24 protein-coding genes are annotated in these 23,511 nt (G+C 71.3%); 10 read left to right on the forward strand and 14 right to left on the reverse strand.

From position 1 onward, the window contains the following. Window positions 1–4: 4 nt before the first annotated feature. Window positions 5–640 carry a TetR/AcrR family transcriptional regulator gene (locus DEJ25_RS02365; RefSeq protein WP_258366227.1) on the forward strand — a complete coding sequence of 212 codons (636 nt, stop codon included), beginning with the start codon at window positions 5–7 and terminating at the stop codon, window positions 638–640. A 12-nt stretch (window positions 641–652) separates the two neighbouring features. Here the strand turns inward: DEJ25_RS02365 and ctaD are convergent, their stop codons facing one another. The 4 genes from ctaD to DEJ25_RS02385 form a co-directional block, all read right to left on the reverse strand. Beyond that, a complete protein-coding gene (ctaD, locus tag DEJ25_RS02370) occupies window positions 653–2,416 on the reverse strand; it encodes a cytochrome c oxidase subunit I (RefSeq protein ID WP_110902931.1) in 1,764 nt (587 codons plus the stop codon). Further along, window positions 2,413–3,579: a glutamate--cysteine ligase gene (locus DEJ25_RS02375; protein WP_110902932.1), complete on the reverse strand. Its 1,167-nt coding sequence runs from the start codon at window positions 3,577–3,579 to the stop codon at window positions 2,413–2,415. Before DEJ25_RS02375 ends, ctaD begins: the two co-directional genes overlap by 4 nt. Window positions 3,580–3,779: 200 nt before the next feature. After that, complete coding sequence (locus DEJ25_RS16350) at window positions 3,780–4,013, reverse strand: hypothetical protein (protein ID WP_146240598.1); 234 nt, start codon at window positions 4,011–4,013, stop codon at window positions 3,780–3,782. 425 nt (window positions 4,014–4,438) lie between these two features. Then, on the reverse strand, window positions 4,439–5,341 hold the full coding sequence (locus DEJ25_RS02385; protein WP_110902934.1) for an alpha/beta hydrolase: 903 nt from the start codon (window positions 5,339–5,341) through the stop codon (window positions 4,439–4,441). Between the two features lie 58 nt (window positions 5,342–5,399). On the opposite strand from DEJ25_RS02385, the gene DEJ25_RS02390 reads away from it, so the two are divergent. After that, the gene (locus tag DEJ25_RS02390) at window positions 5,400–5,870 is read left to right on the forward strand and encodes a MarR family winged helix-turn-helix transcriptional regulator (protein WP_110902935.1); all 471 of its coding nucleotides are present in this window, start codon (window positions 5,400–5,402) and stop codon (window positions 5,868–5,870) included. A 175-nt stretch (window positions 5,871–6,045) separates the two neighbouring features. On the opposite strand, the gene DEJ25_RS02395 is transcribed toward DEJ25_RS02390, so the two are convergent. The 5 genes from DEJ25_RS02395 to DEJ25_RS02415 form a co-directional block, all read right to left on the reverse strand. Beyond that, on the reverse strand, window positions 6,046–6,525 hold the full coding sequence (locus DEJ25_RS02395) for a GNAT family N-acetyltransferase (protein WP_111043641.1): 480 nt from the start codon (window positions 6,523–6,525) through the stop codon (window positions 6,046–6,048). 813 nt (window positions 6,526–7,338) lie between these two features. Continuing rightward, complete coding sequence (locus DEJ25_RS02400; RefSeq protein WP_111043642.1) at window positions 7,339–8,523, reverse strand: phosphotransferase; 1,185 nt, start codon at window positions 8,521–8,523, stop codon at window positions 7,339–7,341. Window positions 8,524–8,633: 110 nt separating this feature from the next. After that, window positions 8,634–9,323, reverse strand: coding sequence for a hypothetical protein (locus DEJ25_RS02405; protein ID WP_111043643.1), 690 nt, complete (start codon window positions 9,321–9,323; stop codon window positions 8,634–8,636). Window positions 9,324–9,407: 84 nt separating this feature from the next. After that, window positions 9,408–10,517 (reverse strand): Gfo/Idh/MocA family protein, encoded by a 1,110-nt coding sequence (locus tag DEJ25_RS02410; RefSeq protein ID WP_111043644.1) that lies wholly within the window; start codon window positions 10,515–10,517, stop codon window positions 9,408–9,410. Beyond that, window positions 10,514–11,314 carry a sugar phosphate isomerase/epimerase gene (locus tag DEJ25_RS02415; protein WP_181427324.1) on the reverse strand — a complete coding sequence of 267 codons (801 nt, stop codon included), beginning with the start codon at window positions 11,312–11,314 and terminating at the stop codon, window positions 10,514–10,516. The genes DEJ25_RS02410 and DEJ25_RS02415 overlap by 4 nt, the downstream gene beginning before the upstream one ends. Window positions 11,315–11,469: 155 nt before the next feature. Between DEJ25_RS02415 and DEJ25_RS02420 the strand changes: the two genes are divergently transcribed. From DEJ25_RS02420 to DEJ25_RS02435, 4 genes are all read left to right on the forward strand, one after another. Then, entirely contained in the window at window positions 11,470–12,789 is a 1,320-nt protein-coding gene (locus DEJ25_RS02420) for a carboxylesterase family protein (RefSeq protein ID WP_111043645.1), read from the forward strand. A 68-nt stretch (window positions 12,790–12,857) separates the two neighbouring features. Beyond that, complete coding sequence (locus DEJ25_RS02425) at window positions 12,858–13,445, forward strand: TetR/AcrR family transcriptional regulator (protein ID WP_146240599.1); 588 nt, start codon at window positions 12,858–12,860, stop codon at window positions 13,443–13,445. A gap of 54 nt (window positions 13,446–13,499) precedes the next feature. After that, window positions 13,500–13,835 carry a hypothetical protein gene (locus tag DEJ25_RS16545; RefSeq protein ID WP_181427325.1) on the forward strand — a complete coding sequence of 112 codons (336 nt, stop codon included), beginning with the start codon at window positions 13,500–13,502 and terminating at the stop codon, window positions 13,833–13,835. A 145-nt stretch (window positions 13,836–13,980) separates the two neighbouring features. Beyond that, window positions 13,981–14,817: an alpha/beta fold hydrolase gene (locus tag DEJ25_RS02435; RefSeq protein ID WP_110902943.1), complete on the forward strand. Its 837-nt coding sequence runs from the start codon at window positions 13,981–13,983 to the stop codon at window positions 14,815–14,817. Window positions 14,818–14,919: 102 nt separating this feature from the next. Here the strand turns inward: DEJ25_RS02435 and DEJ25_RS02440 are convergent, their stop codons facing one another. The 3 genes from DEJ25_RS02440 to DEJ25_RS02450 form a co-directional block, all read right to left on the reverse strand. Next, complete coding sequence (locus DEJ25_RS02440) at window positions 14,920–15,762, reverse strand: SDR family NAD(P)-dependent oxidoreductase (protein WP_111043647.1); 843 nt, start codon at window positions 15,760–15,762, stop codon at window positions 14,920–14,922. A gap of 94 nt (window positions 15,763–15,856) precedes the next feature. Beyond that, entirely contained in the window at window positions 15,857–17,719 is a 1,863-nt protein-coding gene (locus DEJ25_RS02445; RefSeq protein WP_111043648.1) for an FtsX-like permease family protein, read from the reverse strand. A gap of 3 nt (window positions 17,720–17,722) precedes the next feature. Continuing rightward, window positions 17,723–18,493, reverse strand: a complete 771-nt coding sequence (locus DEJ25_RS02450; protein WP_258366226.1) for an ABC transporter ATP-binding protein — start codon at window positions 18,491–18,493, stop codon at window positions 17,723–17,725. A gap of 234 nt (window positions 18,494–18,727) precedes the next feature. Here DEJ25_RS02450 and DEJ25_RS02455 point away from each other — a divergent pair, with 234 nt between their 5' ends. Then, window positions 18,728–19,168, forward strand: coding sequence for an NUDIX hydrolase (locus tag DEJ25_RS02455; RefSeq protein WP_110902946.1), 441 nt, complete (start codon window positions 18,728–18,730; stop codon window positions 19,166–19,168). A 22-nt stretch (window positions 19,169–19,190) separates the two neighbouring features. On the opposite strand, the gene DEJ25_RS02460 is transcribed toward DEJ25_RS02455, so the two are convergent. Beyond that, window positions 19,191–19,982, reverse strand: a complete 792-nt coding sequence (locus tag DEJ25_RS02460) for an alpha/beta fold hydrolase (RefSeq protein ID WP_110902947.1) — start codon at window positions 19,980–19,982, stop codon at window positions 19,191–19,193. A gap of 54 nt (window positions 19,983–20,036) precedes the next feature. Between DEJ25_RS02460 and DEJ25_RS02465 the strand changes: the two genes are divergently transcribed. Then, the gene (locus DEJ25_RS02465; protein WP_110902948.1) at window positions 20,037–20,450 is read left to right on the forward strand and encodes a MarR family winged helix-turn-helix transcriptional regulator; all 414 of its coding nucleotides are present in this window, start codon (window positions 20,037–20,039) and stop codon (window positions 20,448–20,450) included. Here the strand turns inward: DEJ25_RS02465 and DEJ25_RS02470 are convergent. Next, complete coding sequence (locus DEJ25_RS02470; RefSeq protein ID WP_110902949.1) at window positions 20,434–21,762, reverse strand: PP2C family protein-serine/threonine phosphatase; 1,329 nt, start codon at window positions 21,760–21,762, stop codon at window positions 20,434–20,436. The genes DEJ25_RS02465 and DEJ25_RS02470 overlap by 17 nt on opposite strands. Window positions 21,763–21,880: 118 nt before the next feature. On the opposite strand from DEJ25_RS02470, the gene DEJ25_RS02475 reads away from it, so the two are divergent. Together DEJ25_RS02475 and DEJ25_RS02480 are read left to right on the forward strand one after the other, a co-directional pair. Then, window positions 21,881–22,555, forward strand: coding sequence for a nucleoside/nucleotide kinase family protein (locus tag DEJ25_RS02475; protein ID WP_258366393.1), 675 nt, complete (start codon window positions 21,881–21,883; stop codon window positions 22,553–22,555). 55 nt (window positions 22,556–22,610) lie between these two features. After that, window positions 22,611–23,450: an NmrA family NAD(P)-binding protein gene (locus tag DEJ25_RS02480; protein ID WP_111043650.1), complete on the forward strand. Its 840-nt coding sequence runs from the start codon at window positions 22,611–22,613 to the stop codon at window positions 23,448–23,450. Window positions 23,451–23,511 lie beyond the last annotated feature (61 nt).

Raw genomic sequence — 23,511 nt, forward strand, 5'->3', positions numbered from 1 at the left:
CACGGTGAACGACCCCGCCGATGATGACGCAGCGACTTCGTCGCGCCGCGGCGGCTACCGCAAGGGCACCGAGCGACGGGCGCAGATCCTCGATGAGATGATCCGGATGGTCGCCGAGCAGGGTGTCGACGCGTCCTCGTTGCGGTCCGTCGCGGACGCCCTCGGCATCACGCACGCGGCTCTCCGGCACTACTTCCCGAGCCGCGACGAACTGCTGCTCGCCGTCTACCGCGAGCACGAGGTGCGCGAGCAGGGCGCACCGGAGCGGATGAAGTCCGCCATCGGCGACATGCGCGAGAGCGCCGCCCGCAACCGGGCCGTACCGGGGCTGGTGCAGCTCTACACGACCCTCTCCGCCGACGCCGTGCAGGAGGGGCACCCGGCCACCCGCGAGTTCATGCGCGACCGGTTCACCCGGCTGCGCGCCGACCTGGCCGACCTGATCCGGCGGGACCAGTCGGCAGGACGGATCCGTGACGACCTGGACCCGGAGGACCTGGCGAGCCTGAGCATCGCGGTGTCCGACGGTATGCAGGTGCAGTGGCTGCTCGACCCGGGCTCGGTCGACGGGGAGCGGGTGCTGCGACTGCTGGAACGGATCGTGCCCCCCGGCGGCACCGAGGGGCACGGACCGCACTGAGCGGTGCGGGGGTCACGCCTGTTGCCCGGGGCCCTCCGGCTTCCGGGTCTTGCCGCTCGCCTGGTCGTGCGTCGGCGCATCAGGGGCGTCCATCGCCCGACCCACACCGACGGGGACACCGGCCTCCGGGTGGTTCAGGTCGAAGGCCGGCGACTCGGATCGGATCCGCGGGATCGCGGTGAAGTTGTGGCGGGGCGGCGGGCAGCTCGTCGCCCACTCCAGCGATCGGCCGTAGCCCCACGGGTCGTTCACACGGACCCGTTGGCCGTGCCGCATCGTCTGCACGATGTTCAGGAAGAAGGGGAGCATCGACGCGGCGGTCACCATCGCCCCGACGGTCGACACCTGGTGCATCCAGGTGAACCCGTCCTCCGGCAGGTAGCTCGCGTAGCGGCGGGGCATGCCGACCACGCCGAGCCAGTGCTGGATGAGGAAGGTCGTGTGGAACCCGATGAAGAGCATCCAGAAGTGGACCTTGCCCAGGCGTTCGCCGAGCATCTTCCCTGTGAACTTCGGCCACCAGAAGTAGAAGCCGGAGAACATCGCGAACACGACCGTGCCGAACACGACGTAGTGGAAGTGTGCGACGACGAAGTAGGTGTCGTGCACGTGGAAGTCCAGCGGCGGGGACGCCAGGATCACCCCCGTCAGACCGCCGAACGTGAACGTCACGAGGAACCCGATCGCCCAGAGGATCGGCGTCTCGAACGTCACCGAGCCCTGCCACATCGTGCCGACCCAGTTGAAGATCTTCACGCCGGTCGGCACCGCGATGAGCATCGTCATCAAGGAGAACCAGGGGAGCAGGACCCCGCCCGTCGCGAACATGTGGTGCGCCCAGACCGAGATCGACAGGGCCGCGATCGAGATCGTCGCGTACACCAGCGTCTTGTAGCCGAAGATCGGCTTGCGGCTGAAGACCGGGAACACCTCGGAGACGATCCCGAAGAAGGGCAGCGCGATCACGTAGACCTCGGGGTGGCCGAAGAACCAGAACAGGTGCTGCCAGAGCAGAGCTCCGCCGTTGGCCGGGTTGTAGACCTGCGCGTCGAACGCCCGGTCCAGCAGCAGCCCGAACAAGGCCGCCGCGAGCACCGGGAACGCCATGAGCACGAGGATCGAGGTGATCAGCACGTTCCACGTGAAGATCGGCATCCGGAACATGGTCATCCCGGGGGCCCGCATCGTCACGATCGTCGTGATGAAGTTCACCGACCCGAGGATCGTGCTGAACCCGGTGATGCTCAGGCCCGCGACCCACAGGGTCCCACCGAGGCCGGGCTGGAACGTCGTGTCCGACAGTGGCGCGTAGGCGGTCCAGCCGAACGACGCCGACCCGGCCGGCGTGAGGAAGCCACCCATCGCGATGACGCTGCCGAAGACGTACAGCCAGTAGGACAGGGCGTTCAGTCGCGGGAAGGCGACGTCCGGGGCGCCGATCTGCAGGGGCATGATCGCGTTCGCGAACCCGGCGAACAGCGGGGTGGCGAAGAGCAGCAGCATCACGGTGCCGTGCATCGTCATGAGCTGGTTGTACTGCTCGCGGGTGTCCAGGACGTCGAGTCCGGGGGTGAAGAGTTCGGTCCGCATGACGACGGCCATCAGTCCCGCGAGGCAGAAGTAGCCGAACGAGGTCACCAGGTAGAGGTTGCCGATCGTCTTGTGGTCCGTGGAGGTGTGCCAGTGCACCGCCCGGACACCCGACCGGAGCGGCCGTCGTCCGAGGAGTTCACCGGGCTCTTCCCCGAGGGCGGGGGGCGTCGTCGTCTGGGTCATGGGGTACTCCGTCCGATCACGGTCCGCGGTCGTGCTGCATCGAGGTGGGTGCTTGCGGCCGGGACGGCCCGGGCCGCGGCGAGGGCGATGTGCCCGAGGTCGTCCGACCCCGGTTCCGTCATCGGCAGACGGGCTGCGCGCTGGCGGGCGGCACCGGTGCCGCGGGCGAAGAGGTCGGCGATGCCCCGTTCGACCAGCTGGTCGTCGCCGTTCGCCGTCAGGGCCGGCAGGACGTGCGCCAGGAGCAGCATCACGACGTCCCGGGCCGGAGCCGGGCGCTCGGTCGTCGGATCGACGAGGCACCCGTCGAGCCCCTCGAGCGCCGCTCGCCAGTTCGCCAGCCGGACCGCACAGGCGGGGGTGTTGGGAGCCTCCCGGCCGATCGCGGCGTCGTTCGCCGCCGTGTCCACCAGGGCGCGGACCAGGCCGGCGACCGTGACGGTCGTGCCGGGGTCGAGCGGCACGTCGGCGACCCGGACCTCGACCGTCGGGTGGTTCTGCGACAGCCGGGCATCGAGGTAGAGCATGCCTGAGTCGAGGAGCGCACCGGTGCTGAGCATCGCGTCCATCACCGCTCGGTAGCGCGCCAGCGAACCGAAGCGTTCCTGCGGACCCGACGACGGCCACTGGTTCCAGAGCATCGACCGCCAACTGGCGTGGCCGGTGTCGACGCCGTCGTGGAACGGGGAGTTCGCGCAGAGGGCGATGAGGATCGGGGTCCAGGTACGGATCTGGTCGAGGACGGCGACGCCCTCCTCCGGGGAGTCCACCGAGACGTGCACGTGCAGCCCGGACGTGAGCACCCGCCGGGGCAGCGAGCCGTACCGCTGCATCATCGTCGTGTACCGCTCCGACTCCGTCGGGTGTGGCTCGACCGGGCAGGGCGAGGTCGCGAGGGGGGCGGCATGTGCTCCGGCCTCGGACGCGAGCATCTCGGTGAACTCACGGTTGGCGAGCACCTGGCCACCGAGCGCTGCGAGCGACGAGTGCGGGCGGGTGAAGACCTCGATGGCCTCCCGGTGCATCTCGCCGACGACTTCGCCACCGTCGCCGGGGCCGCCGGCAGCGACGGCACGGGCGAGCACCTGTTCCGCGACCGGGACGGGGTGACCCGTCGTCCGGTCGATGAGCAGCAGCTCTTCTTCGACTCCCATGGTGCGCATGCATTGAGTGAATCCTCGGGCGGCTGCGCATGGGCACCGGGTGGCCGGAGCACGCGGCAGGACGATCCGTGGAGCGCGGGTTCGGTCGCGGGGGAGGGTGGTGGGGGAGTTGGTTGCTGATTCGTCTGCCGAGGAGCGTGCAGCGCAAGATCGTGCGCTGATGGCGGTCCACATCCGGGCGCCGCCTCGCGCGCGTGGCTTCAGTACTCGAGCCGGGGCCACTCCTGCAGTCGAGGGAAGCGCGGACGTGGAGGCATCGGCTCGTCGTCTTCCATGAAGCGGAGCTCGGTGATCACCGTGATCTGATCCACTCCGTACGAGCGGTGTGCGACTCCGTCGCGCTCGTCGATGACCAGCGTCGTGCGTTGCGCGGGGTCGAGGTCGTGCTCGAACGTGAACAGCAGCCAGTGCTCGTTGATCCGCTGGACGAGCATCGGTGAGTAGCTCGCAGGTGACCCCCACAGGAGGAGCAGCTCAGGAGTGAGCAGCCGAACGGGAGAGGCAACCGTGCCGCTGCGAGCGAAGCTGACTTCCGACGGCCCGTCAACGGTGTGGAGGACGCCCTCCTCGTAGCGGTCGCGGTGGGTGTGCCCCTCCCGGTCGAACGTCCAATTCTCATCGCGTTCGTCAACGACCGCTTGGAACTGCCACGGGCGTTCGCGCCCGTCGCGTTGCATGCTCACGCCTCGCGCCAGTCGACGCTCTGGGAGCCGGAGCGCAGCAACCTCGATACGGAGCGTGGGGACGTCAGCCTGGGTCAGGACGGTGTCGAAACGCACGTGACCAGTGCGGTTGGTCCTCGTCGGTTCGGGCGCTGGAGCAGTCTCGTCGGCCCGTCGGTTCCCCGGACGTGGCCTCGTCACCTGATCCGAAGGCGCTGTCCGATGAACAGGGCTGCCCGAGCGATTGCTTCATCGGCTTCGTCGATCAGCCCGACGAACGCGGGGAACACGTGGGGCACGCCGGCAACGACGTCGAGGATGACGTCCGTTTCGGCGGCGCGTGCCAGGTCGGCGAGTCGGACGGCGTCGTCGAGGAGGAGCTCGTTCGTCCCGACTTGCAGGAGCATCGGCGGGAACCCCCTGAGGTCGGCGTGCACCGCTGGAGCGAGCAGCGGCTGCTCCGGGTCTTGACCGTCGAGGTACAGGGTGCCCGTGTGCTCCATCCCGGCGCGGGTGAAGAGCGGGTCGATGCCCTCCTTCGACGTCATCGACGCACCGGTACGCGTGTGGTCCAGCCCGGGCGAGAACGCGACGATCCCTGCAGGGACGGGGAGCCCGGCATCCCGGGCGGCGAGGGTCGTCGTCACCGCGAGGCCCCCTCCTGCGGAATCGCCAGCGAACACGATGCTCGCTGGGTCGACGTCGTGATCGAGCAGGTCGCGGTAGGCGGAGAGGCAGTCGTTGATGGCTGCCGGGAACGGATGCTCCGGAGCGAGCCGGTAGTCGACCGAGACCGCTGGCACGCCTGTGCGTTCCACGAGGTGCGCGGTCAATGCCATCGCGGTCTCGGGGGAACCAAGCGAGAACGATCCACCGTGCAAGTACAGAATGATGCCCGGACGGGCGTCAGCGCTCGGTTCGACGCGGACAGCGCCTCGACCGCCGAGTTCGATCGGCGTTCGCGTGACGCCCGCGGGGACGGGGAACTGGCTCATGAAGCGAGCGAACCCCTGCCGCATCTGCTCGACTGGCACCGGCCCGCTGGCCTGCGGTGCTGCCCGAAGCATGTCGTCGAGTGCCTGTCGTTGTTCTCGGCTCATGGTGCTCCTCCCGCCGGGCGGTTTGGTTGCCGCGGCATGCAACGGTAGACTGTATGCCGTGGCAACCAAAACGGCAAGCAATGATCTCGTGCAGCTCTTCGACGACCTGGTTCGAGCCGAGACGCGTCTCTACAACGCAGTGAGTGACACCCTGCGTCGCGAGCACGGCATCGTGGCTACGCAGTACGAGTTCCTCTGCTACTTCCGGGACCACCCTGCGTCGCGGATCGCAGACGTCGCCACGAACTTCGCTGCCGGAGTCGGGGCGATCAGCAAGGGGGTGGATCGACTCGCCGCGCGCGGCTGGGTCGATCGCCGACCGAATCCCACAGATGGGCGATCGGTGCTCGTCTCCTTGACTGACACAGGTGCCGCAATCGTCGCTGCGGCAGAGGTGACGTTCCGTCGCCAGCTCGCCGAACTCGTCGCCCCGTCTCTCGACGACGACCAAGTGAAGATCGTCGGTGCTCTGCTCCACACGCTCCGAGCCAGGTTGGGGAATGACCGGCTCGGCATGCCCGTCGGATGATGCAAGCCACGCAGCGCAGTGCAGCGAGTCCCGCATCGGGTCCGACAGCGGAGCTCTACCCGCCACGTGGTGACTAGTTCTTCGCAGGAGGTGAGGACACTCCTCGCCTCTCGTGGAGCTTTTTGCGGTACGCCCGCTGACGACATCCCGTAGACGATCGGCTACGGACGTCTGGCTAGCAGGGGCGAAGGTCGAGCGTCGAGGTGACGAATGGCTTCCCGGTGACGCCTGCTCTGATCTGTTCGGTCGGTTGCCAGCCTCGGTGCGCGTAGAAGCGCTTTGCCCGGTCGTTCCCGTCCCAGACCTCGAGTTCAGCGGTACCCGATGAAACGACGTCGACGAAGCGCTGGTACAGCGCACTACCGACCCCTGAACCGAACCGATCAGGGTCGACGTAGAGACTTGACAGTTCGGCAGGCAGATCGTCCCGCTCGGGGAGGTGACCCGCGATGAAACCCACGAGGTCCTCATGCAGCACCGCGACGGCGCACCAGGTGTCAGCCCTGGTCAACGTGTCGACCCACATCGGGTACCGATCACGAGCCGCATCGACCGGGTCGAGGGCATCCCCGTAGTAGGCCTCGCGTGATCGTTTGTGCACCCGCGCGATCTGTAGAGCATCAACAGGAGTCGCGCCGCGGATCTCGAATGCCATCGCGTCAGTCAACCGGTGTGACGACGCTCGGCGAAGTTCCCACGGTGCGGGTCCGAAGGGCGGGTGAAGCAACCCGTCCCAGGAAGGGATCCCCTCCCGGAACGACCAAGAGCGACCGAGGTGGCGTTCGGTAGCCCACCGGGATCGAGACTCTTGCGGGCCGCGCGACCATCGAGCACGCTGCCGAGATGACTACAGGTACTCCACCCCTTGTCTACGTGGTCATTGCTGGGCCACAAGCGTCTGGGAAGAGTGCCCTCACTGTGGCTCTCAGCGATGAGCTTCGCGGGCAAGGAGAGCGGGTTGCGGCAGTTGAGCTGGACCAGATCGCCTCGATGGCGCTACCCACGCTCCCGGGCTGGGAAGTAGCGCATCAGATCACCGAGGCAGTCGCAGGGCTGTGGCTCCGCGCGGGGATGACCTGCGTCATCGTGGAGGGTGTCGGAACGGGCGAGAAGGTGCGCGGACTACTCCGGCAAGCACCTGACGAAGTCCCATCGTTGACGATCGCGACAACTGCACCTTTTGATGTCGCCTTCAAGCGCGCTTTGGCGGATCCAACCCGCGGAGTGTCGCGTCAGGAGGACTACCTACGCGCGGCCTACGACCATTGGCAGCGTGAGCTGCCACGGATCGGAGCTGACTTGACGCTGCACACGGACCGAGAGTCGCTGGGGCAGTGCGTCGAGGCTGTGCGGTCGCGGATCGCTCTCACTCGGCGGCAGCGGTACCGATGACGGATCCGCTACCGGACGGCAGCTGCCGGTACGCTGCCGCCATGTTGGTGTCACGGTGAGCAGGCCCGAGGGGCAGTCAGATCAGCGGTCCTGGCGCAGGATCCGCCGGTGGCTCATCGTCGCGATCGTCTTCGGGGCACTCGCGTTGCTCTTTGCGGTTCTGAATCTGGCAGGTACGCCGTCGGTCGGTCACCTGGTGCCAGTCGTCTGCTGGGCCATCTTCGTGGTCGCATTTTCGCTGGTGGCGAGGCGGGAAGACCACCGGCACCGTTGATCGGTAACTGCCGGCCGATGAGCCGTCAGCGGTCTCGAATTGCTCGATTGCCGCTCGACCCCACCCCGTGGGGTCGTCGCCAGGAGGCACGAGTGCCAGCGAGTACCAGAGCACCACTACCGGCCACCAGTGCAGTTCCTCATCCGTGAGGGCTCGGACCGTCTGGTAGCCGTCCAGGAACTGCTGCCGAACGGACACGGGAACAGGTCCCCAGTCCCGGAAGAGCGTGCCGAGCATGACCGCGGAGCGAGCGAGCTCGACGATTCGATGGTCGAGTCGCAGCTCCTCGAAGTCGAGGACGCCGACGACGGCGGTGCCGACGCACAGGATGTTGGCGGCGCGGTAGTCACCGTGCACGATCTGGAGAGGCGGGAGATCCGCAGGCGCTCGTTCGAGCATCCGCCAGAGTACGTCGCGGGCCGTCGGAGACAGCGACGGCGGCTCGGAAGCGAGCCAGCCCGCGATCTGGTCGGTGAGCGGTGCCGGCGCGGACAGCACCCCGGGGCGCGAGTCGTGCAAGGGACACGAGCGCAGCGCGTCGTGCAGTCGAGCGAGCGTCGCCCCCGCTGCACGGACCTGATCGGCGTCCTCGACATCGAGGTGTGCTCCGTCGATGAAGCGTTGCAGACCCAGCGAGATGCCGTCGTCCGTCACCTGAACCTCACCCGCGAGGGTCGGTACCGGCGTCGACACAGGCAGTCCCTGTGCTCCGAGCCAAGCAGTGAGATCGGCGCTGAACGCGAGTCGCTCGAACCGGTCGGGAGCGACCGACCACTTCACCAGGAGGCGTTCGTCCCCTCCGCGAACCCACGCGAGGGCGTTGCTGTCGCTCATCACCATCCGCTCCGGTGGCCCGACACGAACACCCCAGTGACGCTCGACCGTTGAGCTGACCCAGTCGCCCACCGCCTCGGCGTCCGCGAAGCCGAAACGGTTCCGGAGCACGTCGGTCGGGTCGTCCGGCTCCCACAACATCTCGATCGTCATCGATCCCCCTGCATCACGAGACGAGCGCCGAGCCCGACACCCCGCCCGATCTTGCCCCGCCTCACAGGCCCTGTCGACACGCTCCACACAGAGGTCCGTGGAGCGCGGGGTCAGTCACCAGGGAGACCGACCTTCGAACCGCGTGGGTCGACGTTCCGACGCGGCGGTGCCGCGACGACCGGGGCCGGCTCGAGCGCGAGGGCGCGGCGGCGTGCGGCGTCGGACCGCCCGATGCCCGTCACCGCCGCGATGGAGGTGGCGGACTGCAGCAGCATGAGCAAGGGCGGCATCAGCAACGGCGTTGGTTGGTCGACAGTGCCGAGCCCGGAAAACAGCGCCCCGGCCCAGAAGAGTGCCCAGGCGATCGGCAGCAGGACGAACCGCGCCGCGAGGGCTACGGAGGGTCCGAGGGAGCGCTCGGCCCGAGCGAGGACCTCGTCGCGGTCCTCCGGGAGCATCGCCGGGGGACGCGCGGCGAACTGCCGGTCGATGCGCTCGCCGCGGCGCCAGTCGCCCGCTCCGGTGCCGGTGCCCCGGAGGTCGAGATCCCGACGGTGGACCCGGAGGAACACCCCGACGAAGCAGCCGAGTGCGGCCGCGAAACAGACGATGGCCAGGAGGCGCAGGGGCCACGCTCCGTCGAGGGCGCCCCAGAGCAGGGACGCGATCACCATGATCGTGCCTGAGACGACGGCTACCGTGCCGGTCACGACGGTCCGTCGTCGGAGGCGCGCCAGGTCGAGGAACTCCGATCGGCGCGAACGGGCGATGCGCCAACCGGTCGAGAACGCGTTGCCCATGCCGTCATCCTGCTCCCTCGCCGGGGAACACGGAACGGCCGGCCCTCGCCGAGGGCCGGCCGTTCCGGTGGTGGAGCTGTCGGGCTACGCGCCGGCGGTCAGGACCGCGGCGGCCGGGTCGAAGTCCTCCGGCAGCGGCGGGACCGCGTCGACGGACGACGTGATCTCGACGGCGGAACCCGATTCGGCCGCGTCGCGGATGCCGAGCAGCACGTCCAGGACGTGCAGGGCCAGGGCACCGGAGGCGCGCTCCGGTCGGTCCTCGGCGATGGCGCGCGCGAGCTCCACGACCCCGGTGCCCCGGCCCCAGGTGGAGCCGACGGCGGGCAGGGTCTCGGGCTCGTCCTGGCCGAAGCGCCAGAGGGTCGACTCACCCTTGAACGTGTTCGGGTCCGGCAGCGAGATCGTGCCGAGCGTGCCGTTGATCTCCACGAAGCCCTGGCGTGGCAGCGCGTGCTGGAACGAGAACGTCGACTGGGCGGACTGCCCGCCGGCGAACTCGATGAGCGCGGCGTGGTGCGTCGGGACCTCGACCGGGAAGGTCTCCCCGGCACGGTCACCCGACGCGATGGTGCGACGGTCGAGCGACTTCGACGAGACGGCCTGCACACGGCTGGCGGTGCCGAAGGCGTGCACGAGCGTGGTGACGTAGTACGGGCCCATGTCGAACAGGGGACCGGCACCGGTGGCGAACAGGAAGTCCGGGTTCGGGTGCCACGCCTCGGGTCCGGGCACGTGGAACAGGGTCGTCGCGGTCAGCGGTTCGCCGATGTCCCCGCGGGCGATGGCCCGGAGCGCCGTCTGGATGCCCGCGCCGAGCACGGTGTCCGGAGCGGTCGCGACCCGGAGGCCCTTCGCCTGCGCCGACGCGAGCACGGCCGCGGCCGAGTCGTGATCGGTGGCGATCGGCTTCTCGCTCCACACGTGCTTGCCGGCGTCGATGATCTGCTGGTCGACCTCGGCGTGCACGGCCGGGATCGTCAGGTTGATCACGATCTGGACGTCGTCACGAGCCAGGAGCTCGTCGACGCTGCCGGAACCGGCGACGCCGTACCGCTGTGCCTGCGCGGCGGCCCGGTCGAGCAGCACGTCGGCGACGAAGCGGACCTCGACGTCGGCGAACTGCGTCAGGTTCTCGAGGTACTGCGTCGAGATGTTCCCCGCGCCGATGATGCCGATGCCGAAGCGGCTCACTTGTCGTTGTCCTCGAGCCAGGTGAGGGACTCGGTGATGCCCTCGAAGACGTCGCCCTTGTACGCGTCGAACTCGACGACGCGGATGGCCTGCGGCGCCGCGGCGAGGATGCCCGCGACGTCGACGTCGCCCTGGCCGGCCGGGGTCTGGTTCTCGAACGCGCGCTGGAGCGCCTCCGGCACGATGAGCGCGCTCTCGGACGAGGGCAGTGCGGTGCGGATGTCGCCGTCGACCTTGCCGTCCTTGACGTGGATCGCGACGACGCGCTCGCCGAGGCCGCGGAGCACGGCGGCGGCGTCGGCGCCACCGACGGTCGCCCAGAAGGTGTCGACCTCGAGGACGGTCTCCGGCGCGAGCTGCTCGACGAACAGGTCGTAGACGGTGCGGCCGTCGACCTTGTTCGTGAACTCCCACTGGTGGTTGTGGTAGCCGAACGCCAGGCCGCGGGCGGTGGCCTCGGCGGTGAGCACGTTGACGCGCTCGGCGATCTTCTTCACGTCGTCGGCGGTCTGCCAGCGGTCGGTCGGGATGAACGGGTCGATGACGGTGTGGATGCCGAGGCGCTCCGCCGCGTCCCAGATCGGGGCGGTGTCGTCGGCGTCGATCACGGCGACGTGGCCGGACGGGGCATTCAGGCCGGTGGCGGCGAAGGCGCGCTCGAGGTCGGCGGCACGTTCGACGAACGCGTAGGGCTCGACGTTCTCGTAGCCGATCTCCCGGACCCGGGCGATGGCCTGGTCGAGGTCTTCGGCGATCGCGTCGCGCAGTGAGTACAGCTGCACAGAGGTGGTGGACATTGCAGAGGCTCCTTCGATCCTGACGTGGTGTGCGGCCGACGGAGACACTGCTCCACGGCGAGACGATCCGACGCTACCGCAGAAACCACCCGCTGTGTGGTTTTCGTTTCCCGATGACGTGATCCGCGCCGGGCGGACCGTCGTACGGTTGCCTGATGACCGCCGCGCCGACCCGCACCTTCGCCACCCCCGTCGGCCGGATCGTCGGCCACCGCGACGGCGGGGTGGTCCGCGCGCTCGGCATCCCCTACGCCCGCGCCGAGCGGTTCGGTCGACCGCAGCCGGTCCCGCCGTTCACGTCGGACTTCGTCGCCGAAACCCCCGCGCCGGTGCCGCCGCAGCCGGCGACGCCCGTCCTCGAGGAGCTCATCCACCCGATCGAGGCCGAGGTCTCCGAGGACTGCCAGGCCCTCTCGGTGACCGTGCCCGCGGACCTCGGCGAGGACGAACAGCTGCCCGTGATGGTGTGGATCCACGGCGGGTCGTACGTCGTCGGCGGCGGGGACATCCCGATCCACGACCCCCGCGCGCTCGCCGAGGAGCAGCGGGTCGTCGTCGTGGCCGTCACCTACCGGCTCGGCGTCCTCGGGTTCCTCGGCGACGGGGTACGTGTCCCGGCGAACCTCGGACTGCTCGACCTGGTCGAGGCGCTGCGGTGGGTGCACGCGAACATCGCGGGGTTCGGCGGCGCCCCGGACCGCATCACCCTGTTCGGGCAGTCGGCCGGCGGTGACGCGATCGCACACCTCATGGTGGCCGAGGGCACGAACGGGTTGTTCCAGCGGGCCATCGTCCAGAGCGCACCGCTCGGGCTCTCGCGCCGTCGGGCCCGGATGAACCGGGCCATGCTCCGCGCGGTCGGCACCGTCGCACCGGACACCGCGTTGCCGGACGTGCTCACGCTGCAGGCGGCGGCCGAGAGGGCGGCGCTGCCGTACGGGCTGCGCGGCGGGATGCCGTTCGGCACGCAGTACGGGCACGCGCCGCTGCCCGCCGAACGCGACCTGCCGGACGCCTGGCGTGAGGCGGCCCCGCACGTCGAGGTGCTCATCGGGTCCGCGACCGATGAGGCCGCCCTCTACGTGCCGATGATCCCCGGGCTGCCGGCCGTCGCGCGCACCCGGGTCGGACGAGCCCTGCTCCGTTGGTGGCTCGTCCGCCCGCTCAGCGAGGTCATCTACGGCCACGATGCGCGGGCCTTCGCCGCCCGACACCGCGCCGCGGGCGGTCGGGCCGTGGTCTACCGACTGCACCGCGGGGTGACCGTCCGGCCGACCGGCGCGGTGCACATGAGCGACGTGCCGCTGCTGCTCGGCGACCGGGCGGCGTGGGCCGGCAGCCGGTTCGTGCCGGAACAGGACTGGGCGGCCGTCGAGCGCCGCGGGCCGGGGCACCGCGCGATCTGGGCGGAGTTCGCGCGCTCCGGCAGGATCACCGCACCCGACGACGAGACGCTGACGTTCGACCGCGGCTGAGCGCGGTCCGTCCGCGCCCCTCGAACTGGCGGTCGCGCGACCGCCGTCCGGACCGGATGATCGTCCTCATGCCCGCGCCCGATGCCGATCTCCGTCCCCGCATCGTCCAGGCCGCGATCGAGGCCTTCCGGCGCTCGGACTTCCACGCCGTCGGGCCCGACGAGGTCGCCGCGCTCGCCGACGTCACCGCCGATGACGTCACGGCTGCCTACCCGGTGTGGGAGCTGCTCGTCGTCGCCGTGATGAACCGCTGGGACAACGGCGACCGGGCAGCCCTGTGGCCCATCGCCGAGCAGCACGGCGCTGCCGCGTACCTCCGCGCCCGCCTGGAGTCCGGCCTGGCCGATCCCGGGCTCGTGCGCATCCGGATCGCCACGCTCAGCGCAGCCTCGGCGCCGACACACCCCGCCGCCGGGTGGTTCCGGACCCAGTACGTCCACGCGTTCGAGGACATCACCCTCGCCCTCGTGCGGGACGTCGTCGCCGGTCGCGAGCCGCGCGGGACGTCGCCCCGGCACGCGGCGGAGCAGCTGGTCGCGCTCTACGAGGGGTTGCAGGTGCAGTCGCTGATGCGGGACGACAACGACCTGCTCTCCGGGTGGGACCGGGCCGTCGCCCGGATGCGCGCCGGGTGGGGTGCGGTCACGCTCGTCTGAACGGCCGGCGCCGGCCTCCTGGGTTCGGCGGCCTGCGCCGCGCATGATGGCCCGATGACCACGACGACCGCCGGGACGGTGCGCAGCTGGAGTGCTGACGAGGGGTGGGGAGTCGTCGACCTGGACCCGGTCGTCGGAGGTGGTCCGGGCCTCCCGGCCGTGCGCGACGTCTGGGCGCACTTCAGCGCGGTCGTGGGGCGTGCCGTCGGGTACCTCGTTCCGGGCGAGCGGGTGACCGTGGACTGGGACGACGTCCCGCACCCCCCGTACGGCGGGCAGGCGAGCGCGGTGACCGTGGCGGACAGTGCGTCGACGGGATCGGGCACAGCCGCTCCGGGGGTGTCGGGCAGTTCCCTGACGATCGCGTGGGACGACGGCTCCAGGAGCTGACGTCGCGTCACCGCCGCGGACGGACACCGGGTCGGTCGTCGGACGCGTCGTCCTGGTTCCGTGATGGTGACGAGTGTGTGAACTCCTGTCCGGGAGGCCGTGGATCTGCGAGTATCCGACGAACAGCCACAGGAGGGCAACGCACATGGGATACATCACCACCGACGACGGGGCAGAGATCTACTTCAAGGACTGGGGGGACCCCGACGCGCAGCCGATCGTGTTCCACCACGGCTGGCCGCTGTCCTCGGACGACTGGGATGCGCAGATGCTCTACTTCCTGGCCGAGGGGTACCGCGTGGTCGCGAGCGACCGGAGGGGTCACGGCCGCTCGTCGCAGATCGGCACCGGCCACGACATGGACCACTACGCCAGCGACGTGTCCGCCGTTGTCGAGCACCTCGACCTGCACGACGCGATCCACATCGGCCACTCCACCGGCGGTGGCCAGGTCGCTCGCTACGTCGCCCGGTACGGCCAGCCGCAGGGGCGGGTCGCGAAGGCGGTCCTCGTCTCCGCCGTGCCGCCGCTGATGCTCAAGACTGAGTCGAACCCGGAGGGCACCGACATCTCGGTGTTCGACGGGTTCCGTGCGGCACTCGCCGCGAACCGTGCCGAGTTCTTCCAGGCGGTGGCCTCCGGCCCCTTCTACGGCTTCAACCGTCCCGGCGTCACCACGTCGGAGCCGGTGGTCGCCAACTGGTGGCGTCAGGGCATGACGGGCAGCGCACTCGCCCACCTCGAGGGCATCAAGGCGTTCTCGGAGACCGACCAGACCGAGGACCTGCGGGCGATCACCGTGCCGGTCCTGGTCCTGCAGGGCGACGACGACCAGGTCGTCCCGTACGAGGACGCAGCCCTGAAGCAGGCCGAGCTCCTCAGCGACGCGACGCTGAAGATCTACGAGGGGTACCCGCACGGCATGCTGACCACGCACGCGGACGTCATCAACCCCGACATCCTCGCGTTCATCCGGAGCTGACGCCGCGGGCGCTGCGTCCGCAGCCGACCGGACGGGAGGCGCGGTGCCGGTGGGCCGACGCGCTCACCTGCACCGCGCCTCCCGTCCGTCGGACGGTCCGGGTCAGTCCAGCTGATGGACCAGGGCCTCGCTCGCCGCCCATGAACGATCGGCGTTGGCGGTGCTGATCGTCGGCGGCAGGGCGACCGTCCGTCCGTGGTCGTCGACCATCCCTCCGGCCGGACCGAGGTCTGCGGTCCGTGACGCCAGGTGGTCCGCGACCGGGCAGGTGGAGCTGGCGAACCGGTTCGTGATGCTGCCGACGAGCCGCAACGGCAGCGCCTGTCGACCGAGCAGGTCGGACTTGATCAGACCGGGGTGGAAGACCGCGGCGCTGATGCTGGTCTCGGTCTCCGCGAGGTGCCGTGACAGGAGCAGCTTCCACGCGACCGCCTGCGTCAGGACCCGTACCCCGGAGGCGTTCGCGTCCACGCCGTCCACCGCGAACTCCTTGAGACGCCGGACGAGTGCCGGCGCCACACCGACCGTGAGGACGCGTGCGGCCGGAGCGTCGCGGAGCAGTGGCAACGCGGCCCGCGTCAGGAGGTGGTGGGTCAGGTAGTTGGTCGCGAAGCTCCGGGGGATCCCGGGCCGCAGGTCACCGCGTTCACCGACCGCTCCCGTGGCGTTCACGAGCACGTCGAGCGTGCCCGCAGTGTCACGGAGGTCGTCCACCAGGCGAGCCACCGAGGCGGGGGACGTGAGGTCGGCGACGCGCGAGTCGACGTCCGCACCGGGCGCTGCCTGCTGCACGGCCCGCACCGCGTTGCGTCCGCGGTCGCTGTCTCGCGAGAGCAGCACGGTGCGGGCACCCAGGCGGGCGAGCCCCTTCGCGACGGCGAGCCCCACACCGGACGAGCCACCCGAGACGAGGACGGTCTTGCCCTCCATGCGCTGTGTTTCCATGACGACCTCCGGTTGATGACACGACGTGTCGTCAACCTAGCACCGGGGTGGGGCTGGCTCCACCCCTCAGCGGCCCGCCCAGTGCGGCCCGTCGTCACCGCCCGCGCACGGTCCGCGCCACACCCGGCAGGACCCCGAGCACCGCGACCACGACTGCGGCCCCTGAGAACCCGGCCCACGCCCCGACGTCGAACCCCGAGGACGGCGCCCCGGCGAGTCCCTGTCCGACCCCGACCAGCGCCGGAACCACCGCCACCGTGCCGATCACCACGGCGGCGACCGCCGTGAACGCCGTCTCGACCCCTGCCATCCGCAGCAGTTGCGCGCGGGTCGCGCCGGTCCGTTGCAGCAGTCCGAACTCGCCGCGACGCCCCCGCATCGCGGTGAGCAGCGTGTTCCCCGCCGCGGCGGCCACGAAGGCGAGCAACGCGATGACGAGCACCAGGGACAGCCGCCGTTCGCCGTCTCCGGACCGCAGCACGCTCGCGGCGTACCCGTCGGCGGTGGTCACGCGCAGGTCCAGGGCGAGGAGGGCCTCCCGGACGGCCGCACGGTCACCCGGACGAGCGTCGACCAGCAGCGTGTCGACGGGTCCGGCCGACCGGTCGCGGACCAGCACGTCCCCGAACGCCAGCCCCCGGTCGTAGACCGCGACGACGCGTGCCGAGGTGGCCGGGCTGTCCCCGGACCGCAGCTGGACGGTGTCGCCGAGGCCGGTGGGCGTCAGCGCGACCAGGTCGTTGCTCACCGCGACGGTGCCGGGGGCGTCGAGCGCGGCGAGGGACCCGGACCGGACGTCGGGGTCGACCGAGCGGGTGTCCGCGGACAGGCCGCGGACGACGGTCGGTTCCCACTCCAGGCCGCCGAGGCCGCCGAGGTCCTCATCGGGCTGCTCGACCTGCACGGATCCGGCACGGTCGCGCATCGTCGTGGTCGCACGGACTCCCGGGACGGCGGCGATCCGCTCGAGCTGGTCCGCCGTCACACCTCCTGAGGAGGTCACCACCAGATCGGCCGGGAGGCCCGCCACCAGCTGGTCGGCAGTGGCCCGGTCGACCGCGGCGTCCGTCCCGGTCTGCACCGTGCCGAGCGCGACGAGGAGCGCGAGAGGCACCACGGCCGCGCTGAGCCGCCGGGAGGCTCCGCGTGCGTTGAGGAGGGCGAGCACGCTGGCCGCACCGCCGACTCCGCGACGGGCGACGGCGAGGCCACGACGAGCAGCCCACTGCACCAGGAGCGGTCCGGCGAGGGCCGCGGCGACGACGAGCACGATCGCCGAGGTGGCACCGGCGGCGCTGCCGACGAGGCCCGGGGTGAAGAAGGGGGTGGCGGCGATGCCGAGTCCGGCGAGGGCGGTCACCCCGGCGGCGATCCGGCGACCGGTGGACAGCGTCGGGACGTCGGTCGTGCTGGCGCGGACGGCGTCCGTCGGACTCGGACGGGTCGCGGCCCGGGCGGCCATCGCCGCTGCGAGGAGCCCCGTCGGGACGAGGACGACCAGTGTGGTGAGCAGCGGCACGACGCTCGCCGTCAGGGTGAAGCCCGCCGGGACGATGTCGCTCGCCCGCAGCAGCGGTGTGACCGAGGCGGCAGCGAACGTGCCGACCACCGCGCCGAGCGGAGCGACGAGCGCGAGCAACAGCAGCACCTCGGTCCGGACCGTTCCGCGGATCTGCGCGGCGGTGGCGCCGACCGCGCGGAGCAGCGCGAACTCGCGGCGGCGCTCGCGGAGGACCCCGGCGAAGACGTTGGCCACCATGAACACGGTGATGAGGAGCAGCGTGCCCGCGAACGAGCCGGCGACGCTGGACAGGAACGGCAGTTCGGGGTGGCGGACCCCGGCCTCGAGCCAGGCGGTGGTGATGCCGAGGAGCATGGCGGCCAGGGCCACGACGATCCCGGCACCGAGCACCGCGGCCCGGTTGACGACGAGCAGGGAGCGCAGGGCGACGCGCACGGCTCAGCGCCCCAGACCGAGGACGCGGGCGGTGACGGACTCGAGCGTCGGGGCGACCAGCTCGTCGCGCACCCGGCCGTCCGCCAGGAACACGACCCGGTCGGCGTAGGTGGCAGCGCGGGGGTCGTGGGTGACGAGCACCAGGGTCTGCCCGAGGGACCGCACCGCGTGCTGCAACAGCTGCAGGATCCGGTCCGCGGTCGCGGTGTCCAATGCCCCGGTGGGCTCGTCGGCGAACACCACGTCCGGCCCGGCGACGAGCGCACGGGCGATCGCGACGCGCTGTGCCTGGCCGCCGGAGAGCTCGCCCGGCAGCCGGTCGGCCATGCCCTCGAGCCCCACGGCGTGCAGCAGTCCGGCCACGCGGTGGTCGTCCTCGCGGACCCCGGCCAGGGTCAGGGGCAGCCGGACGTTCTCGCCGACGGTCAGGTGGGGCACCAGGTTGTAGCCCTGGAAGACGAAGCCGACGTGGTCGCGTCGGAACCGGGTCACCGCGTCCGGGGAGAGCGTGCCGAGGTCGACGCCGCCGATGACGACCCGGCCGCTGGTGGGGGTGTCGAGTCCGGCGGCGCAGTTGAGGAAGGTGGACTTGCCGGAGCCCGACGCTCCCATCACGGCGGTGAAGGTGCCGGCGGCGACGTCCAGGCTCACGCCGTCGAGCGCGCGGACCGTCGACGGGCCGTTGGGGTACGTCTTGGTGACGTGGTCGAGGTGCACGGCGGTACCGCTCGGGCGGGCGGCGGTTCCGGGCTCGGGGTGGAGGGCTGTGGACACGGGGGACTCCTCGCTGTGCGGTGCGCGGGTTCGCACGACACCGTCCACGCTAGGAATCCGGACCCGCCCGCCCCAGGGCCGAACGGTGGGACCGTCGGAGTTGCGTCCTTCGATGCAGGCCGCGCCGGATGCAGACCCGGCAGACCCGGCAGACCCGGCAGATCGGCAGACAGGCCGGACGGGAGGCGCGGCGCGGCGTTCCGGCATCGGCCCGGTCCCTGGGATGGTCGGCACATGGAGTACACGGACTACGACACCCGGCTGGCGTCCTACGCCGTCGTCACCGACGGGGACCGGGTGCTGCTCGCCCGGTTGAGCTGGCCGGACGCCGGGCTCTGGACGTTGCCGGGCGGCGGGGTGGAGCTCGACGAGACCGTCGAGGAGGGTGCGGTCCGCGAGGTGCTCGAGGAGACCGGGTACGACGTGGTCGTCGAGGAGCTGCTCGGGGTGCGTTCCCACGTCGTCCCGCCCGAGCGTCGGAAGACCCGGAACGGCCGACCGATGAAGGCCGTGCAGGTGGTGCACCGAGCCCGGGTCGTCGGGGGAACGCTGCGCCACGAGGCCGAGGGGACGACGGACCTGGCGGCGTGGGTGCCGATCGCCGAACTCGGGTCGCACCGCCACGGGCTGCTCGTGGCGCAGGCACTGCGGTGGGCGGGCGTCACGGCGGGGTGAGCCGCGCCTGCCGGCCGCCCCGTCAGTGCTGACCCGGTCGGTGCTGCGCGACGAACGGGTCGAGCACGGCCCAGGTGGCCTCGGGTGCTTCGAGGTGTGGCAGGTGTCCGGCCGCGGGGACCTCGGCGAACGCGGCACCGGGGACGGCTGCGGCGACGGCGCGTCCGTGGCCGACGGTGACGACGCGGTCGCTCGCGCCCGAGACGACGAGGGTCGGCACCTCCACGGACGCCAGGCGCTCCAGCAGGGTCGGGTCGCTCATCCCCCGACCGGCGAGGACCGCCATGGTCTGCCCGTTCGACCGCAGGACGGCGCGCTGCTCCTCGGTCACGAGTGCCGGGTCCTGGTACCCGCGCTCGGGGTCGTGCCAGGCGACCTCGGCGAGTCCGCGGGCGTCGAGCGCGAAGAAGTCCGCGATCGGTTCGCCCTCGACGACGACCCCGACGGTGTCGATGACGACCACGCTGCCGAGCACGCCGGCGGAGCGCTCGTCCGCCGCGGCCTGCACGGCCATCTCGAGAGCGATCCACCCGCCGATCGACGACCCGACGACGAGCACGTCGCGCTCGCCGTGGTCGCGGAGCCGGGTCAGGTACGCCGAGGCCAGGTCGGCGATCGTCGTGATCGACTCCGGTCGGTCGGTGCCGTCCCAGCCCGGGTGGGTCGGGGCGTGGACGGACCGGGAGGCAGCGAGGTGTCCGACGATCGGGGCGACCGTCCGGGGTCCACCGCCCCCGTGCAGCACGAGGGCGGTCGGTGCGGTGGGGTCGCCCGCGCGGAGGACGGGCAGGTCGTCGGGGAGGGTGTTCGGCATGGTCGTGGCTCCTGAATCAACATGTTGATGTAAACGTGTTGATACCGTAGCACCATGACGACGGACCTCGAACGGCTCGGGCAGGCCATCAAGCGGGCGCAGTACCGGAACCACCGCACGATGGACCTCGCCCTCCACGACGTCGGGGTGACCCTGGTGCAGTGGGACGCCCTGCGCGCCGTCGACCGGATGCCGGGTGCGTCCGGCCACGACCTGGCCGTCGCCACGTTCCAGAGCGACCAAGCGTTCGGCACCCTCGCGGCGCGACTGGTGGAGCGCGGACTCATCGAACGGTCGGCCGGTCGCGGGCGTCGGCTCGTGCACACCCTCACAGACACCGGTCGCGAGGCACTCGACGACGGACACCGTGTGGCCGCCCGGGTGCTCGACGAGCTGTTCGCTCCGCTCGACGAGCCGGGTCGTGCGGCGCTGATGGCCGCCCTGACGACCCTCACCGAGGGGGAGTGACCGCCGCTGTCGGCTCCGGGTCGTAGCGGACCGCCAGCACCGTGACGTCGTCCGCGTGGTGCCCGGCGCGCCCGAGCTCCTCCAGACGGGAGACCAGGCGTTCCGGGTCCGGCTCGGTCACGGCGAACGCCTCGAAGCGGTCGAGTGCGTCGAGTCCGTCGCCGAACAGGTCCAGGACGCCGTCGCTGACGACGAGGACCACGTCCCCACGGCCGAGCAGCGTCTCCTGCGTCGTCCAGCTCGTCCCGACGCCGATCGGGGTGTCCGTGCTCCGCAGCCATTCGTGGCCACCCTCGGCGCGGAGCACCAGGGCCAGTCCGTGCCCGGCGTCGACCCACCGGGCGACCCCGTCGACGTCCAGGTGCATGTGGAAGCACGTGGTGAACTGCTCGGTCGCCGGCGCGTCCAGGCCCACGTCCAGACCGGTCGCGGTCCGGCTCACCGCTTCGTCCGGTGCACCCACCCGCACCGACGACCGGAGGACCGACCGCACCACCGCGGCGATCATGCCCGCGCCGACGCCCTTGCCCATGACGTCCCCGAGGGTGAAGGCAGCGCCTCCGGCGGTGGGGAACCAGTCGTAGAAGTCGCCACCCACCGAGCGGGTCGGCAGGCACACGGCCCGCACCGTGAAGGCCGCTGGGAGGTCCGCCGTCGACACGGGCAGCAGGGAGCGCTGGACGAGCGCCGCCTGGGAGATCTCGGCCTCGGCCTGTCGCCGCAGCTCCTGGACGGTGTGCAGACGGACCGCACCCTGCCGGGCGAGTTCGTTGGTGACGCCCGCGACGGCGGTGAAGACGACCAACACGACGACGAGCCGGACGACCTCGCTCGCGACCAGGTCGGCGTGCCCGAGGAGCATCGGCACCAGGAAGGTCCCAGCCGTCCCGACCAGGGGGTAGAGGACGTTCTGCCGGCCCGGCCGTGCGGCGATCCAGATCACCGGCAGCAGGACCGCGGCGAGGAACGGGGACCGCGAGTCACCCGTGCCGTAGCGCAGCAGGCCGATGGCGACGAAGTCGAGCGCCGGCACCAGGAGTTCGAACCGCATCAGCGACGGTCGGGCCATGAGCAGTGCGGTGAACGCCAGCCCGAGGACCGCCAGCGCCGTCCCCGTCCACATGCTCGTCGCGTTCGTGACCGTCAGCCAGGGCAGCAGCACGCTGCACACCGCGGCGAGGAGCGACACCACGACGATCACTGCCTGGTTGGTCACCGGGGTCGTCCTCGCCCCGGTCCGCCCGGGGGCGGTACCCGCTCGGTCGGTCGCGGTGTCCGGGACGACGGTCCGACCGGCAGCCGTCTTCGTCATCAGGACCTGACGCTACCGGCAGCAGGGGCACGGGGGAACGCGCCCGTTCGTGGGTCAGAGACGGCCGGCTCGGCTGCCACGTGCGGTTGGCTGGAGGCCGATGCAGCAGGATGGGGGCGTGAGCACGCCGGAGACCCTGTCCGCCGACCAGGCCGTCGCGCGCGCGGTGGCGCTCGCCGCAGCCGGTGGCCGGAGCGTGCTCGGCATCGCGGGCGCTCCCGGTGCGGGCAAGTCGACGCTAGCCCGACGCGTGGTCACCGCGGTCACCGAGCAGCTGGGTCCGGGCATCGCCGTGCAGGTCCCGATGGACGGCTTCCACCTGGCGAACGCCGCGCTCGACGCCCTCGGCCGGCACGACCGGAAGGGCGCGATCGACACCTTCGACGCGGCCGGGTACGTCGCGCTGGTCCGACGGCTGACCGGGGGTGCGGGCACCGACAGCGCCGACAGCACCGACAGCACCGACACGATCTGGGCCCCGGACTTCGACCGCCGTGTCGACGAGCCCGTCGCCGGCAGCATCGCCGTCCCGCCGGAGACCGTGCTCGTCGTCTCCGAGGGCAACTACCTGCTCGACCAGAGCACGCCGTGGCGCGAGCTGCCGGGGCTCTTCACCGAGACCTGGGCCTGCGTGGTCGACGACGACGTCCGCGTCGACCGCCTCGTCGGTCGACACATGCGCCACGGCCGCGACCACGGGTCCGCCCGGGCCTGGGCCGTGGAGGTGGACGGTGTCAACGCCGCACGGGTCGCGGCGGACCTGCACCGGGCCGCCGTCCTGGTCCGGACGTAGCGCCAGACCACCCCCACCGCGCCACCCCCGCACCACCGACCGACAGGAGCACGACGTGACCATCGCCATCACCGGGGCGACCGGCAACATCGGCGGGTCCGTCGCCCGCGCGCTCGCCGCGGACGGCACGCCGTTCCGCATGGTCGTCCGCGACGCCTCCCGCGCCCCGGAGCTGCCCGGTGCCGACGTCGCGGTCGCCACCTACGCCGACGCTGATGCCGCCCGAGCTGCCTTCGCGGGCGTCGAGGTCCTGTTCCTGGTGTCCGGCGCGGAGGCCCGTGACCGGCTCGACCAGCACCGCACCGTCATCCGTGCCGCGGCCGACGCCGGGGTCCGGCACGTCGTCTACACGTCCTTCCAGGGCGCGGCCGCCGACGCGACGTTCACCCTCGGGCGTGACCACTTCTGGACCGAGCAGGCGATCCGCGACACCTCGATGGCGCACACGTTCCTGCGCGACTCGTTCTACCTGGACTTCGTCGAGGACCTGGTCGGCGAGGACGGCGTGATCCGCGGTCCGGCGGACGACGGCGCGATGGCCGCGGTCGCCCGGGCGGACGTGGCGCGGGTGGCGACGGCCGTCCTCCGCGAGCCGGCGCGACACCTCGACCGCACCTACGACCTGACGGGTCCGGCGGCGATCACGCTCGAACAGGCGGCCGCGGTGGTCAGCGACGTGCGTGGCCGTCCGGTGTCGTACCACCGGGAGTCCCTGGAGGAGGCGTACGCCTCCCGCCAGCGCTGGCAGCCCGAGCCGTGGCAGGCGGACGCCTGGGTGAGCACCTACACGGCGATCGCGGACGGGTCGCTCGCGAAGGTGTCGGGTGACGTCGAGCGCGTCACGGGCCGTCCGCCGATGACGCTCCGCCAGGTCCTGGAGGCCCGGGGCGCCTGAGGCAGGCCGACTGCGGGCGCTGCGGCGGGCCGACTGCGGGCGCTGCGGCAGGCCGGCAATG

Origin of the sequence: Curtobacterium sp. MCPF17_011 (assembly GCF_003234145.1) — a bacterium.
GTDB lineage: Bacteria > Actinomycetota > Actinomycetes > Actinomycetales > Microbacteriaceae > Curtobacterium.